General features: G+C 59.0%; 12 protein-coding genes. 1 reads left to right on the forward strand and 11 read right to left on the reverse strand.

Annotation, left to right across the window (positions count from 1 at the left end; all coding sequences use genetic code 11):
* The first annotated feature begins 13 nt into the window (after window positions 1-13).
* Window positions 14-1,879 (forward strand): hypothetical protein, encoded by a 1,866-nt coding sequence (locus VMW12_05420; protein ID HUZ49167.1) that lies wholly within the window; start codon window positions 14-16, stop codon window positions 1,877-1,879.
* 10 nt (window positions 1,880-1,889) lie between these two features.
* On the opposite strand, the gene VMW12_05425 is transcribed toward VMW12_05420, so the two are convergent.
* The 11 genes from VMW12_05425 to VMW12_05475 form a co-directional block, all read right to left on the reverse strand.
* Window positions 1,890-4,172, reverse strand: a complete 2,283-nt coding sequence (locus VMW12_05425; protein ID HUZ49168.1) for a fibronectin type III domain-containing protein — start codon at window positions 4,170-4,172, stop codon at window positions 1,890-1,892.
* A 502-nt stretch (window positions 4,173-4,674) separates the two neighbouring features.
* Entirely contained in the window at window positions 4,675-4,839 is a 165-nt protein-coding gene (locus tag VMW12_05430; GenBank protein HUZ49169.1) for a hypothetical protein, read from the reverse strand.
* A gap of 353 nt (window positions 4,840-5,192) precedes the next feature.
* A complete protein-coding gene (locus VMW12_05435; protein ID HUZ49170.1) occupies window positions 5,193-6,050 on the reverse strand; it encodes a hypothetical protein in 858 nt (285 codons plus the stop codon).
* A 404-nt stretch (window positions 6,051-6,454) separates the two neighbouring features.
* Complete coding sequence (locus VMW12_05440) at window positions 6,455-7,657, reverse strand: DegT/DnrJ/EryC1/StrS family aminotransferase (GenBank protein HUZ49171.1); 1,203 nt, start codon at window positions 7,655-7,657, stop codon at window positions 6,455-6,457.
* Window positions 7,635-9,008, reverse strand: a complete 1,374-nt coding sequence (locus VMW12_05445; protein ID HUZ49172.1) for an O-antigen ligase family protein — start codon at window positions 9,006-9,008, stop codon at window positions 7,635-7,637. The genes VMW12_05440 and VMW12_05445 overlap by 23 nt, the downstream gene beginning before the upstream one ends.
* Window positions 9,005-10,096, reverse strand: coding sequence for a UDP-N-acetylglucosamine 2-epimerase (non-hydrolyzing) (gene wecB / locus VMW12_05450; protein HUZ49173.1), 1,092 nt, complete (start codon window positions 10,094-10,096; stop codon window positions 9,005-9,007). The genes VMW12_05445 and wecB overlap by 4 nt, the downstream gene beginning before the upstream one ends.
* Complete coding sequence (locus VMW12_05455) at window positions 10,093-11,217, reverse strand: DegT/DnrJ/EryC1/StrS family aminotransferase (protein HUZ49174.1); 1,125 nt, start codon at window positions 11,215-11,217, stop codon at window positions 10,093-10,095. The genes wecB and VMW12_05455 overlap by 4 nt, the downstream gene beginning before the upstream one ends.
* On the reverse strand, window positions 11,214-11,807 hold the full coding sequence (locus VMW12_05460; GenBank protein ID HUZ49175.1) for an acyltransferase: 594 nt from the start codon (window positions 11,805-11,807) through the stop codon (window positions 11,214-11,216). Before VMW12_05460 ends, VMW12_05455 begins: the two co-directional genes overlap by 4 nt.
* The gene (locus tag VMW12_05465) at window positions 11,807-12,817 is read right to left on the reverse strand and encodes a Gfo/Idh/MocA family oxidoreductase (GenBank protein HUZ49176.1); all 1,011 of its coding nucleotides are present in this window, start codon (window positions 12,815-12,817) and stop codon (window positions 11,807-11,809) included. Before VMW12_05465 ends, VMW12_05460 begins: the two co-directional genes overlap by 1 nt.
* Entirely contained in the window at window positions 12,814-14,175 is a 1,362-nt protein-coding gene (locus VMW12_05470) for a nucleotide sugar dehydrogenase (GenBank protein HUZ49177.1), read from the reverse strand. Before VMW12_05470 ends, VMW12_05465 begins: the two co-directional genes overlap by 4 nt.
* On the reverse strand, window positions 14,175-15,794 hold the full coding sequence (locus VMW12_05475) for a nucleoside-diphosphate sugar epimerase/dehydratase (protein ID HUZ49178.1): 1,620 nt from the start codon (window positions 15,792-15,794) through the stop codon (window positions 14,175-14,177). The genes VMW12_05470 and VMW12_05475 overlap by 1 nt, the downstream gene beginning before the upstream one ends.
* Window positions 15,795-15,917: the final 123 nt, after the last annotated feature.

The raw sequence follows: 15,917 nt of genomic DNA on the forward strand, positions 1-15,917 counted from the left end.
TAAGATATGAACCATGCCAACTCTTCTGCGGGCGTTCGTCCTTTGCGTCGGCACCTGCGCCGTAGGGATGGCCTGCAGCGCGCTGCAGCACCCGCGAGCCGCGCTTGCTCTGGTGGAGAGCGCGGCGGTGCGGGCGCCGTCTTTCGATGCGATCGGGAATCCGATTACGATCGTCCAAAGCCGCGACGCCGCGCCGCCCTCCGCCGCCCTCGCGACCTTTCTGCCCGACCTGCCGGGGGGCGCGGGCTTAAAGGCGTTTTCGTTGGCGACCGCTCAGACCGTGCAAAAAGCCGACGAGTTCTGGTCCGTGAACCCGGCCGCCATTCATGCCGTGTACTTCTCGTCGCTGCGCTTCGACACAGCCTATCGCCCGCCCAATCCCAATAGCTATCTGCCTTGGATGCAAACCCACGAGCAGGATTTCGTACACGTCGGCGATCCGGGGATGCTTTCGGGAGAGCGCTCCGGTTTAGGGTGTGCGTGGACGTGGCTACCCGATGCACGGCAACCGCAGCGGTACAACGTTTATGGCCGTCGCGGCGAATTACTCGCGTCAACTGCCGCAACGGATCACCCTTCAGCGCTGATCCGAGCGTCGGCGCGCATTTTCGTCAACAGTGTGTTGGACGGAAACGACGTGCCGTACACCTCGATCGATAATCGAACGGGAAGCCGAGTTCCCGCGTCGTGCCAGGATCGCGGTTTGGTGCGGCCTGTATTCACGCTCCCATCTCGCACGCCCGATTCGGGCGGCATGCTGTTCTTTACCGGTAGCGTGGACTCGATCGGTTCTGCGGTCGCTCCGCGGCTGGAGTACCTCTATCATCCACGAGCGGAAAGTGCGATTGAGTCCGTGCCGATGCGGGGAGGGCCCACGCATTGGGCGATTGCTACGGGCCTGCCGGTGGGCGGCCGGGGCCACTGGTTCGGTTCGGTCGCGTTGCGCTATTGCTCCGAAAACGGCTGTACCGACTGGTGGGTGGACAATCCGAATAATCGCGCGGCGTTCCCGCGCTACAACGATCATACGTGGATATTAAACGACTGTTCGCCGCAAGAACGCAGCGACGCGATCCGGATGATCGGTTACTTACATCAGCGGCTGAATAACGATGCGATCGAACTCGACGACATCGTGGATACGGTCGCTCGCCTGCGGCCCGAAACCTATCCCGAGCAAAATCCGTCCATGTGGACGAATGCCGATGTGTACCGTTGCGATAGCGTCGAATGGCCACGATCCGCGCACGCCGCGCTCGCGCATCTCGGCATCAAAACGATTCTCAACGGCGGCCCACAAGGCGCAGATTTTTCCGGGGACGGGAGAATTTACGAAGACGTTCCTTGGTCGGCGGGTGTGGGCGGGCCGTATCCCGCGACTCTGGCCGGTTGGCGCCGAACGATGTCCGACATGCTCGCCGATTTGCGCGCGGGGCGCATCGTCTGGATGATCCCCACGGGTAACCAAAACTTCACGTCCCGCTCGGCGCTCGCCCGCCAATATAGCTTCGCCGTCTACGAATTGCTCAAGTATGCGCCGTTCGACGACCGCAACGGCGGCCTGTATTATGGGATCAGCGCGTTAACGCAGACGACGTTTCCCGATCTATTCGTCGGTCTCGGGCCGCCCGCCGTCGCGCGTCCCCGTTCGCTTGCGCAGCTCTTCGACTCCTCAGTCGGCATGTACGCGCGCCGCTATGCGAATGCGACGGTATTCGTCTGTCCCCCGGGGAGCGGCGGTTGCCAACCAGTCGAATTCAAAGCGACGCGTTACGCACTCTCTGTAGATACAAACCCGGAAAGCCGGACGCTAACACCCATAAATCGTATGGCGTTAGCGCCCGGCCAAGCTGCGATCGTATTAGACCGTCCTTCTTAACGGTCTGCGCTTACCACGGCGCTTGCACCGTCGCCGTTCCGCTCGGGCCCACCTGGAAGTAAAACTTCTGCGGGCTGGTGCTTGCGTTTCTTACCGTAAAGCGTACTCCTAACAGATTGTTGGTAGCGGTCGACGGTTGTCCCGCTCCGGGAATACTGTAGGTGTAGGTTGCGGCTTTGAGCACCTGCGACGCGCTTTGAGAACCCACCACCGAAAGGACGGACGAACCCGTGGAACTGACGCGCAGTACTTCCACTTTGGAGAGGGTCAGCGCAGTGTTCGCTCCGTCAATCGCGTAGTGAATCGTATAGGTGCCCGATGGCCAGGACGTTTTGGATAGGACGCCCGCAGCGGTGAGCCAGCCGTGGGTGATCGTCGCACCCGCCGGGACGGTGATTCCTACGCCTCCGGAGATCCCGCTTGGGCTACTGCTCATCATCAGGCCCGACGGATTGCCGGCGGCTAATGTGAACACGCTGCTCGTATACGATGTGCCCTGTGAGATCGGCTTAAATAGATTCGCCGAGGAGCTTGTCGCAGGCGTAGGTGACGCTCCCGGTGTAGTGCTTGCCGTTACGGCAGGCGTAGGTGTAGCCGTAGGCGCCGTACTGGATTTTCCGACGAAGATCGCCGCTTGATCCGGACCGAGCTTGACGCTTGAAACCGTCTGCAAGGACGTCGTGCCGCCTTGCTCCAGGGAGCCGCCATTGATCACCAAACGGCTGTATCCCGCCGGTACCGCGATCGTTGCGGTCGATGCCGACTGGCTCGGATTGACGATCACCCAACCATTGGCAAAGTGCCGCTCGTAGGCACCGTGGGCCGCGACCCACGCGGCGCTGATGTTGCTGAAGGTCTGCGAGGGGCTGCCCAGGGGCGCTGCAAGTTCGGGGAATGTTTGCCCCATGCCCAGCGACGTTTCGAGATCGTAGTAGGTGTTAGGACTGCACACCAAGAGGTACGAGCCGAAGATGTACGACCGGACTCCCGCGTCGGTCGACCCGTCGGAGAGAACGCGCGCTTTTAGATGATCGTTCTGCGCGATGTTATAGACGTTATTCATCGTACTGATCCAGTACGACGTCGGCGCATAGTGCCAGCTGCTAACGTCGTAGGCGAATTCTTCCACTTCCACACCATTGACGTGCGGCGCCAAAGCGGCAGCGACGGAGGGGTTGGAAAAACCGTTTGCAGAGATCTGAATGGTGCTCGGAACGGCCGCACGTAAAGCGACGTATTGTGCCGCGACACCGGAGAGATACTGCTGGTCCGAATAGCCGTACGGAAACGCGTCGGGGCGGGTCTGGACGAAATACTCGTCGGTATCGTCGAGGAGGGCGCCTTTATATTTACCGGATTGGGCTACTGAAGTGATGTAGGAAGCCAGCAGCTTCTGCCATGCCGGCGAGGCGGGATTCATCAGATAGTTATTTGCATAGCGGCCGAAGTGCAGACGGTTGTTAGGGGATGTTACATAATAGGATTGGCCGGCGGCCGGTAAGGACACGCCGCTCGTAGTATCCACCACTCGATAGGCGATGCCGCCGTAGAATCCGCTAGGAATGCTCACGGTAACCGCCCCGTGGTAAACGTTCGATGAGCCGAGCGACATCGACGTCGATACGGGCTTCGTTGTCGTGGTCGGCGCGACTTCGGTCTGCAAGACCATGTGCGCGCCGCTCGAGCTGCCATGCACCGAAACGCTCAACGTCACCGTGTGTCCCGGAGCGGGCTGAGCTGAGAGCGAGTAGCTCGGTGAATCGAGGTTCAGCGTGCCTGGCGCCGAGGCTACTGCCGATTCCGCCCACGAATAGGGGGTCGACGCGCCGCCGATGATGCTTTGAACGCTAAAGAAGTACTTCTGCCCAAGCGCCAGGCCGGTTACCTTATACGATGTTTGCCCGGCTGCGACGGTCGCGACATGAGAGAGCGATGTTGCGGATGTGCCCCTATATATCGCATATCCACCGATCGTCACGCCGCGTGCATCGGGCTTCCAATTCAGCGTCACAGCGGAAGCGGACGGCACGAGCGTTAGCGTAGCCGGATCCGACGTATGTTGAAAAGCATCCTCATGGAGATTCACGGTGCTCCATGCGGGCTCGGTGCCGCCATAATTTGGAAGCTCGCGGATGGACGATATGTAGAAATCGGTGTAATCGCCCGCATCCTCAAGCGTAGGAACCTCGGAAGCTGTCTGCGTCGTCACCCATTTAAAGCCGGTCGTATATTTGTCCATCGGCATCGGAGCGTATCCGGCGGCGAGTGCCGGGGGCAGGGCCGACGTCGACACGGCTTGTGTGGTTGTCGAGCGTAAATCCGATGGTATGACCGAAGTCGGCTGGGCCGCGTTTTGGGCGCACCCGGAACAGACTACGAGTAGGCATGCGCCAACGTTGATGAGGGTTTGTCGAATCATTGGTGAGTCTCCCGAAAAAAATTCAGTAAGTGATGGTCAGCAAATGATCGTGACCGACAAAGGTGTTGGGCACCAATCGCCTCGCTGAGACATGGCGCTGAAAGGTCGTAGTGATTCGTCGATTGTTCATGCGATCTCCGAATGCGACGAACGCTCGAACGCGCTGAGCGGGTGGACGATGGGTGAGATAAGCAACTGCGCCGGGCCCTAGGCCGCGTGTCGATGATGTCGCCAACAATACTGGTCTCAGTACTAGGGGAACGATCGCGACGCGAGTGCTTGAGGTGGGTGGTTGTTGACAGAATGAGGGATACCTCGTAGATCAGAAAGGAAGTTCTAATTTCAAACGAGTGATGTTCGAGCAAGCGCTAAATGCTTATTGGCTCAGGAAAACCGCCGCTTGGTCGGATGCTAGCGTGATGCTCGTTACCGGCACCTTGCGCATGGTGCCTCCGGCCTGGATCGATCCACCGGGAACCGTAACTTCTTGATACGTTTTGTGCAATGCGATCGCGGTCGTTTGCGACTGGCTCGGATTCACGAAAATTTTGCCGTTGGAGAACGACCGCTCGTATGCCGAGTCGGTTTGCGACCACGTAGCGGCGACTTGCGAAACGCTTTGCAGCGGCGACCCGAGGTTGACTTGTTCGTCGCGATATAGCGACCCCTCGGGCCTGCCTCGTAGTCGTACGACATGTTCTGATTGCGACGAGGTAGTACGTCGCCAAACTGTAGAGGCGCACGTTGGCATCGGTCTGCTGCCCCGAAACGTACAGTCGCGCCTTCTTATTATAGTTCAGGATCGCTCGATTATCGGACGCCGAGGGAGTTCGCGGCGCTTTTCGAACTCAATCAACTCTCACAGCCATCCGCGGCTTGGAAAACCTCTACACGTCAGTTTGGTGCGTTGCTATTTTGTGGCGATATTACATCAAAGTCTTTAATTACAATCGTATTTAGATTTTGATTTACTGTTGCATTTATGTAAGTGCTGATACTACCGTGTTGGTCATTAGAGGCATCTAGAACGTTACAGCATCCGGTATCGAACAGGTATGCCCCATACTGCTTCAGTGCTGTTACGATAATTTTAGCTGCGGGGGTAAATCCAGCATCATTAAAAGATGCTTTAAGCCTAATATGGCTACCGTATGGCATCGGTGTATCGCCCGATGGTCCGCTATATGGCATGCAGCCGGCACCCACGGTTGCGCTTGGCAGCACAGAGATAGCAGGGTTAAATGGCATCTGCTTTTCACAGCCGATCGCGCTCCAACCTAATGCGTGATTGATAACTCCCGCTGCTAGTTCTTCAGGCTTAATCGTCATCGCAGTTAATGGGATCCCACTAGCATCAGCCGTTGATCCTCCTTGGAGCGTTGGCGAAAACGGTAGTCTAGTGTTCCATCTTCCAGAGTTATAGACACTAAAAGACGATCCATTATTAACGGCATAGCCGGCTTCCCATAAAGTACAGGAAGGAATGTTTCCGTTTTCCGCGGTCGTCATTACTTGGTAATGACCATCAGCACCAGTACTGCTTTCGATCTGAGTCATAGCCCCACTGGTTTGTAATCCCCAAGGCATTGACCAGGGTGAATACTGGGCTTGATGACGTGAACTAGAGATGGGCAAAAGGGGAGTGGAGGTCGAGACGATATTAACATATGGTGCAACAGGTGCCCAGATATTAAATCCTGCATTACTTACATCTGCGTAAGCTTTAATGTAAGCATTTGAATTACTATCCATTGGGGCAGAAGCTACGTTGGTATGAAACCATCCACCACTACTGCCTCCTGCTGTACCTGGGAACATTGGACAGCCTGGACTTGCCGCTACCGTTTGACTTGGCGGTGTCGGGGTGGGCGTCGGATTAACGCCTGTCGGGGTGGGCGCCGGCTTAACGCCTGTCGGGGTGGGCGTCGGATTAACGCCTGTGGTGGTGCCGCCTCCGGTCCCCACGCCGGATCCGCCCATGTTGGGGAGCGATGGCACGGAGGACGCCCCCGAACCACCGCCGCCACCGCAAGCGCTGAGCATAAGAATGGCGAGTGCCGCCGACCAGGTTTTCATACCCGAGTCTTCGGACGGGGCTACGGATCTCTAAAGCCAGCAAGCAAGACTATTTGCGTAAAGATAGCGTAAAGGAAGGGTTAAATTCTTACCCGCTTTCCGGCCAGGCGAGCGACTGCAGTCGTCTTCTTTAGCGTGAGGGCAACGTGCTCGGCCTGGGCCGTACTCATGTCGGGAAATAGCGGTAGCGAGAGCAGCTGCGGGAAGGCACGCTCGGTAACCGGCACGTCGGCGCCGGCGAACGCCGCATAAGCGCTGAACCGGTGCGTGGGGATATAATGAACGCTCGTGCCGATGCCGCGCGCGCGCAGATATTCGATGGCGTCATCCCGCGTGTAGCCGGTCCTTTCCGGATCGATCCGCACGGCGTAGAAGCACCAACTGTGACGGTCTGCGGGACCCAGCGCGGGGGAAACGGGTTCAATCCCGTCGACCCGCTCGAAGAGCTGGTTGTAGAGGCGCGCGAGCCGATCGCGCCGTGCCTGGAATTCTTCTAGGCGCCCGAGCTGCGAGAGGACCAGCGCCGCCAGAGGATCCGCCAGGTTGGCTTTGTGCCCGATCGTTTCGACGTCGTATTGCCAGGGCCGAGTCGTCTGGTGGCGATTCCACGCATCTCGCGATAGGCCGTGCAACGCGTGGCTGCGCACCCGTTGCGCGACGTCCTCTCGCTGCGTTACGAATATCCCGCCCTCCGCCGAGGTGACATTTTTGGTCGCATAAAAGCTGTAGGCCGCGCCATCCGAATGTACGCCGGCCCAGCTACCGCGATCTTGCATCCCGACGCTGAGAGCTGCGTCTTCCAACATGGCGATGCCGTGGCGTTTTGCGAGGGCGCATATCTCCGCGATGCCGATCGGTGCCCCGGCATACTGCATCACGACCAGCGCTTTGGTCGAAGCAGAAATATGCGGTTCGATCGTGGCGGCGCTGCAGGAAAGCGTCTCCGGCGAAACATCACAGAAAACCGGAGTCGCTCCAAGCTGAATCACGCAATTCGCCGCGGCAACGAACGAGAGGGACGGTAGAATCACCTCGTCACCGGGGCCGACGCCGAGGGCGATAAGGCCCAGGAGTATTCCCGCGGTGCAGCTGTTAACGGCGATCGCGTGCTCAACGCCGGCCATTTCGGCAAAGGTGCTCTCGAGGAGCGCTACCCGCGACCCGCTCGTGAGCCAGCCGTTACGCAGGCACTCGGCAACGCGCGCAATATCGCTCTCGCTAATCGAGGGCCGGAAGAAGGGTATCGCCGTCGGCGAATCTTTAGGGGCCGTGCCGGTGAACATGGCGCCTCCCCGCGGAACGTACGAGCGCCGCCGCGATAAAGGCCATCCAGAGGTATTTGTACCAGAGGACGTCCACCGTCAGCGACACGATAAACATGGCAATGATCGCCCCTTGAACCGCAATCCGAAAATCGAACAACGGGTGGTCCTTCCCAATGGATCGGACGATGAGAAATGCGGACACAAACCCGGCCAACACTAAGATGAGGCCGATGATTCCGAATTCCACGCTGCTGTAAACGATGAGATCGTGAGCGTTAAAATGCCAAGGGTTCGGATGATCCTGATAGACCGAAAGATAAGAGGCGTCGTAGGCGTTTTGGTAATTGCCCACTCCCCAGCCCGAAAGCCAGCGTTTTGTGAACGCGTGATAGCCGACTCGCCACAATGAAAGGCGCCCGGCACCCTCGGAGGACCCGGCCACCGCGAAGCGTTGAACGATACTACTCCCCGAGGCGACGCCGACGAGGGCGGCCAGCGTTGCGGTCACGACCGTTTGTAGCCGGTGGCGCCCGTAGAATAGGAAGAACGCGAACATGGCTGCCACGCCCACAAACGCGCCTCGCGATGCGGCAAAATACATTGCCGCAAGGATGGTCACGATCACCACGCAGTATCCGGCCTTTAGAAGAAGATGTTTTGCCGACCAAAACATCGTGAGAACGAGCGCTAGCGGGAGCAGCAGCCCATTTGCGAAGTGGTTGGGATCGATGGAGCGGTTTTCGCCGACCCGGACAAAGAGTCGCGCCAGATCACCCGCCTGAAGACCCACGGCATGGGTATGATAGTAATAAGCTCCGTAAATCGCGGCTATGAGCCCGCCGCCCACAACCGCAGCGAAAACGAACCAGAGGTCCTGTTGCGATATCTCTACGACGGACATCACCCCAAAAAGACCGATCAGTAACACATAGGTTACGAGCATCGGTATTGCGTCGGTCACGTTCAGGGCCCAGAAGCTCGTCGCTGCCGCCCACCCCAAGAAGGCGATCCATACGAAAAGGGCGTGAGGCGGCGCGATAAAACGGCGCTCGCGCACCGTCCACAAAAAGACGCAAATCGCCGAGACGCCGGCAATGAGCTTGGTAAGCGTTCCAAAGGTGGAAAAGTCCAAAAGATTGTCAAACGGTAAGAGCAGCGCGAACAAACCAAACGGGAAGATCATCGGACGATACGCCGCGAGATAACAGCAGAAGGGGAAGACTGCGAGGGCGACAGCGGCCGCATACGAGTGTTTCGAGCCGCCCAGGAGTATCCAGCACAGAACCAATGCGAAGCCCGCTACCCCCAACCCAACGAGGGTCGCGGGTTTGTCGGGGAGCGCCCATTGGCGACGAACTCCGAGCATCATACGAAGAGCTCCTGGGCCGCTCGCGCGCTTGGCCGTCTGCGAAGCACGATGTCGCCGATCTGTTGCGCGGCGTAACCCTGGCCAAAATAGGGCGCCGGGGGTACGCTAGGCGACGGGCGAAGCGCGGCGGCCCGGATCGCCGCGGGGTCGTCGCCCGCAAGGACGTTCCAGCCGTTAATGAGCGTTTCGGTCCATTCGGTCGTCTCGCGCAAGGTTACGCACGGCACGGCCAAGGCATGTGCCTCCTTTTGGATTCCGCCCGAATCGGTGAGAATCACTTTGGCATCGCGCATGACGGAAAGCATTCCGCGATACGATAGCGGAGCGCACATATGGATCGTACCGTTCGGTATGCCCAAGCCGTAACGCTCGGCGAGGCCTCGGCTGCGCGGGTGGACGGGAAAGACGACCGGTATTCCAATCGCCCGCAAGCCCTTGACGATGCGAGAAAACCGGGCCTCGTCATCGGTGTTCGAGGCCCGATGGATCGTTACGACCGCGTACTCTTTGGGCAGGAGCCGTAAGTTGGAAATCACCGTATTGCCGGCCCGTAGCGTTGGAAGCGTCAATCGCAGCAGATCGATCATCAGATCGCCGGTGACGTCCGCGCCTTGTATGCCTTCGGATTCGAGTTGCGCTTTGGCTCGCTGATTCGGAGCGAAATGCAACGTTGAAAGATGATCGGTTACAACGCGATTGATTTCTTCGGGCATCGATCGGTCGAACGATCGGAGCCCGGCCTCGATATGGGCGATCGGAATCTGCAGCTTACTGGCGGCAAGAGCTCCCGCGAGCGTGCTATTGGTATCGCCGTATACCAGCACCATGTCGGGACGTTCCTGTTGCAGAATCGGCTCGAGCCGTTTGAGCATCTCGCCCGTCTGCTCCCCGTGCCCGCCGGAGCCGACACCGAGATGATAGTCCGGCTCCGGCATCGCCAACTCATCGAAGAATACCTGTGACATTTGAGCGTCGTAATGCTGCCCGGTATGAACCGTGATCTCGCGCGCGCGGGTCCGTAGGTGAGCCGACATCACGGCAGCTTTGATGAACTGCGGGCGGGCCCCGATAACCGTCACGACGTTCATGCCGGATCCAATATCGCCAGCGCGTCCTGCAGCGCGATCGCTACGCGAACTTGGTCGGCGCTCGATAATTCCGGAAATATCGGGAGCGACAGAACCTCCTGCGCAGCTCTTTCGGAATGCGGCATCGAGCCCAGGGTGTAGCCGAGGTCGGCGTGGACTTGTTGCAGATGCAACGGAATAGGGTAGTAAACCATGCTCTGAATCTGCGCCTTCGCCAGACTTGACTGTACGGTAGCGCGGTCATCTACGCGGACGGTGTATTGATGAAACACGCTGTGTTGGCCGTCGCCGTCGGGCGTCGGGATTTTCACCCCGGGGACTTCCGCTAATAGCACGTCGTAACGCGACGCGGCGGCGCGGCGCGCCAGGTTCCATCCGTCCAGGTGCCGCAATTTCACGCGCAAAATGGCGGCCTGCACCTCATCGAGCCTGCTGTTGATTCCTAGGCTACTATGTGAGTATTTGATTTTGCTACCGTGTACGCGTAGCATCCGCGCTTGCTCCGCTAGATCTTCGGATGCAGTTGTTAGCAACCCGCCGTCGCCATAGCAGCCCAGATTCTTTGACGGGAAGAAGCTGAAGCAACCGAAATCGCCGAAGGTGCCGACTTGGCGGCCGCCGACGCGGGCACCAATGGCCTGGGCGCAATCCTCTACGACGAAGAGCTGTGCCTTGCGCGCGATCTCCATAATAGGAACCATCGGTGCCGGCCGGCCGTAGAGATGGACCGGCAGAATCGCCCGAGTCTTACGCGTTATGGCGGCTTCGATCTTTGAGGGATCGAGATTATACGTCTCCGGATCGATATCGACGAAGACCGGCGTCGCCCCGACGATTCCAATCGCTTCGCTCGTGGCGGCGAACGTGAACGGCGTGGTGATCACTTCGTCGCCGGGGCCGATTCCGAGGCTTCGTAGAGCCAGATGCAACGCGTCCGTTCCGGAATTGACGGCTATGGCGAAGGGCGTACCGATGTACTGGGCTATTTCGCGCTCGAATGCCGCGACGTTGGGGCCCATGATGTAATGGCCGCTTCCAAAGACGCCCTTAACCGCCGCGTCGATCTCGGCAGCGAGGATCTCGTATTGGGTGGTAAGATCGACGATCGGTAGCGTCGTCATATCCCGCTCACCAGTTCCCCGGCTCGCTCGTACTCGCGGGGGCATCCCGGGCATCGCGCGCGCCCGGATTCAAACTGCAGGCGCAGCCCGCATTCACACGCGTAGCCGACGATCCGGGCCGGGCATCCGAGGGCGATGGCATAATCGGGAATATCGCTCGTGACGACGGCGCCGGCGCCGATAAACGCATGCGCGCCGATGGTATGGCCGCATACGATCGTCGCGTTGGCGCCGATGCTCGCACCGCGTCGGACGCGCGTTATGGAATAATCGGACGATTGATTGCGCGGGTGGCCGGATCGCGGCGTCAGCACGTTCGTGAAGACCATGCTGGGGCCGCAGAACACGTCGTCCTCCAGAACGACCCCTTCGTAGATGGACACGTTGTTTTGGACTTTAACGTTGCGGCCGATCCGTACGTTCGAGGCTACGAAGACGTTTTGCCCGAAACTGCAGTTTTCGCCGATCTGGACGTTTTTCATAACGTGCGAAAAATGCCAGATTTTGGTGCCGTTTCCAATCGTCGCCGGCTCGTCTACGTAGGCCGATTCGTGAATAAACACGCCGGCTTGTGAAGCTATAGCACTCATCACTGAAGTTGGTACTCCATTCGTTCGATCGGTTCGGTTGTAGTGGCCGCGCAATCGGCCATGCTCAGCGCCCTTAGCACGGCGAGGCCGTGCCGCCCGGACGAAAGTGCCGGCGTTGCGTGGACAATTGCGTGGATGAAGGCTCGAAGTTCGTTCTCGAGCGGCTCGCTAGGCTGATATGGCACGAGGCGTTCGCCCAGGCGCTCGATGGTCGGTTCCCCGTAGCCATCGGTGCCGATGGCGATGTCGCTAATCGTCACCGTTGCGCCCTGACGGCTGTCGGCGAACGTCGCGATGCCGCGGGAGCCGAACACCTGCGTGATTTGCAGTTTGCGGTCGTCGAACCAACTTGCCGTAACGTGCGCCGACCGCCCGTGCGGAAAGACGAAGTCCGCGTATGCGATATCGGCCGCGCGATTGCCTCGCACTTTGCTGTGGCTGGCGGCTACGGCGAGCGGTTCGTCCTCGTATAAGGACAGGATGACCGCCAAGTCGTGCGGAGCGAAGCTCCACCAGACGCTCTCACGGCTTCGCAATTTTCCAAGGCTGCAACGCTGCGATCGGATATGCCGGATATCGCCGATCTCGCCCGCGCGAACGGCTTCGCGTAAGGCGATAAATGCGGGGTGATACAGGAGCTGGTGGCCGACGCAGAGCTGGACTCCGGCTTCGCGCGCGTGCTCTACCATCGCGATACCGTCCTCGACCCGAAGCGCGAGCGGCTTCTCAACTAGGACGTGTTTCCCATGCGAGATGGCTGCGTGCGTTAGCTCCGCGTGCGTTTCGGCTGGGGTAGCGATGACGACCGCATCCAGCGGGGCGTGCCAGAGGGCTTCGAGGTGTTGATAGACCGCGCACTGCGGATACTGCGCGGTAACGGCCTCCAGCCGTCCGGCACTGGCGTCGCATACTGCAACCAGCACGCCGAGCTCCGAGCAATTGCGAATGAGCTGTAATCCCCAGTAGCCGGCTCCGATGACGCCGATGCGCGGAGCGTACGCCGTCATCATAAGAGCACGATCTTCGAGCGGCCTTCGACGACGTTCTTACACGCGTTGCGAGTGTCGAGGATAAGATCCGAGTGGGCGACGATGGCGTTCCAATCGAGAACGGCATGGTCCGTGACGATCAGCGTGCAATCCGCCTCACGCAGGGCCTTTTCGCAGAGCGGCACCGACGTACGCAGACGCCCGTGCCCGTCCTGAAAACTCGGCACATGCGGGTCGTGATACGAAACGAACGCCCCTCCCTTTTCGAGGATATCCATCAAGTGTAAAGCGGGCGATTCGCGCCAGTCCTCGACGTCGGCTTTATAGGCCACGCCGATCATCAGGATGCGAGCGTCCCATAGTGCCTTTTTCTTGGTATTCAACGCGCGAATCAGTTTTTCGCAGGTAAAATGCGGCATGGAGAGATTGATCTCTCCGGCGAGTTCGATAAACCGCGTTCGAAAATCGTACTCCTTGGCTTTCCATGCGAGGTAGAATGGATCGAGCGGAATACAATGCCCGCCGACACCCGGACCCGGGCTGAAGCGCATGATTCCGAAGGGCTTGGTTGCCGCGGCATCCATCACTTCCCACACGTTGATGCCCATTTTGTCGCAGAGCAGCGCGAGCTCGTTCGAGAGCGCGATATTCACGGAGCGGAAGGTGTTTTCGAACACCTTCGTCATCTCCGCCACCTTGGGACTGCTGACGGGTAGAACGTGCAAGATCGTCTGCTCGTAGAAGGTTTGTGCGACCGAGAGGCAACGGCTCGTAACGCCGCCTACAACCTTGTTGGTGTTTCTGGTCGTATAACGCTTGTTGCCGGGATCGACGCGTTCGGGTGAAAACGCCAGGAAGAAATCGCTCCCGACAACCAACCCGCTCGCAGCGAGAATCGGCAGCAGAACGTCTTCGGTCGTACCGGGGTACGTCGTGCTCTCCAGGCAGACCAACTGGCCCGGGCGTAACTGGCGAGCGATTTCGCCGGCTACGTTTTTGATGTGGGAAATGTCGGGGTCTTTGTTGATCGTTAGGGGCGTCGGCACGCATATAACCAAAACGTCGCATTCGCGCATGAGATTGAAATCGGTGGTCGCGCTCAGCAACTCTCTCGATACGACGCCGATCAGGTCGGCATCGTCCACATCGCGGATATAATTCGAACCCTGATTGACCTGATCGACGCGAATGGCGTTGCGGTCGAAGCAGAGCACGTGGAAGCCGACCTTCGCCTTTTCCACCGCCAGCGGAAGCCCGACGTATCCGATGCCGACGACGCCGATAACCGCGCTTCGGTTTAAAATGCCTTGTTGGAGCTGCGCCGCTGTGGCACCCTCGTCAACGGTATGCTGCTCTTTAATGACGGGCAGAGCGCTCATTAGATGCGAACCTCATCTGTAAGCAGGATGGCTGGAGTGGCGATCGCAGGCTGAACTTCGCGCGGAGGCTCTTTCGGTTCGACTTCCTGCGGCACGTCCGAGCTTGTCGGTTGCGCGGCTATCACGCGGTCATCGTGAGTGAAGGACGGCACGAGCGCTCGCAACGTTTTGAGAATCAAGGCCTCGTCGCTAACGTGGATGGCGAAACGGAAATCCTTGATCGCCGCCTGCACGACCTGATAGTCGAGCTGCTCCTGTTGGGCGGCGAGGATCCCCTCGTTCTGGGTCTTTGTAAGGCCCTCTTGAGCCGTGAGCAGCTCTTCGTATAATTTTTCGCCGGGTCGGATTCCCGTATAGGAGATCGGCACGTCGGTCCCCGGGCGCAGGCCGAGCAGACGGATAAACGCTTTTGCAAGGGTCGTGATGTTGACCGGTTTCCCCATTTCCAAAACCATCACTTGGCCGTCGCGCCCGATGGCCATCGCCTCAAGTACGAGAGAGACGGCTTCGGGAATGCTCATGAAGTAGCGTTCCATCGCCGGGTGCGTTACCGTTACCGGCCCGCCGTTATCGATCTGCAGCTTAAAGAGGGAAAGAGCGCTCCCGCGGCTGCCCAGGACGTTCCCAAAGCGCACCGATACGAATTCTGTGGGCGTCCGGTGAGCGAACGACTGGCAGATCAGCTCCGCGACGCGCTTGGTCGCGCCCATGACGCTCGATGGTTGGACGGCTTTATCGGTGGAGAGAAGGACGAGCTTTGCGCAACCGGCCGCGGCGGCCGCAAGCGCCACCACATGGGTGCCCAGGATATTATTCTTGACCGCTTCGCAAATGTTGTTTTCCACGAGCGGGACGTGCTTGTGTGCGGCCGCATGAAACACGATGTACGGTCGATATTCGGAAAACACGCTGCGGATTCGCGCCGCATCGGCCACGTCGGCAAGCACCGGCACCGCGCGAGTAAAACCGTAATGTAATGCGAGTTCTTGCTGGATCGAAAACAGACTGTTTTCACCATGCCCGACCAAAATGAGTCGCGCGGGGTTGAAAACGCTAATTTGTCTGCAGAGTTCCGAACCGATCGAGCCGCCGGCACCAGTGACAAGCACGGTTTGGTTCTCGATGCACTCTCCGACGTTGCGCAGATCGATATGGACCGGGCCACGTTGAAGCAATTCCTGGGATCCGAGGTCGCATACGAAGGACACGTCCTGCGCTCCTAAGAGCAAATTTGCGGGATTACTCACGACCTTAATCTGCGGCGGCCGGTCGATGCCGGCGACGGCGCTTTCCACGATCGGCTTTACGCGCATGAACGCGCGCTCGATAAAGACGCAGCATGCACCGCTGTGGTGTAGGGCAAGTTGCACGGTCTTCAGCGCTTCATCGGGCTCTCTGTGGGAAACGCGTAAACCGTCGGCATACTCTTTGACGATGTGATACCCGTAGTAGGGATTGCTCGCTAAAAAGCGGGCGATGATTCTCGCATTGTTGTGCGTGCCGACGAATAGAGCCGGCCGGGTTCCCGCGTTCGTCGCCGAGCGAGCGCGAAAACGCAGCACCAACGCGATTGCCACCACGAGACAAAGGACGATGGTTAGCCCTTCGATCGCAATCACAACAAGGGACCTTCATTGCGGTTCATGCACTAAGGATAGCGAACGATCCGGGCGACACGGAGAACGGAATTGCCCAACACGTAGGGCATTGTGGGCAAGCCTGCCGGTCCGAAGGCGGCGAAA

This window comes from Candidatus Dormiibacterota bacterium (assembly GCA_035532835.1).
GTDB lineage: Bacteria > Vulcanimicrobiota > Vulcanimicrobiia > Vulcanimicrobiales > Vulcanimicrobiaceae > DAHUXY01.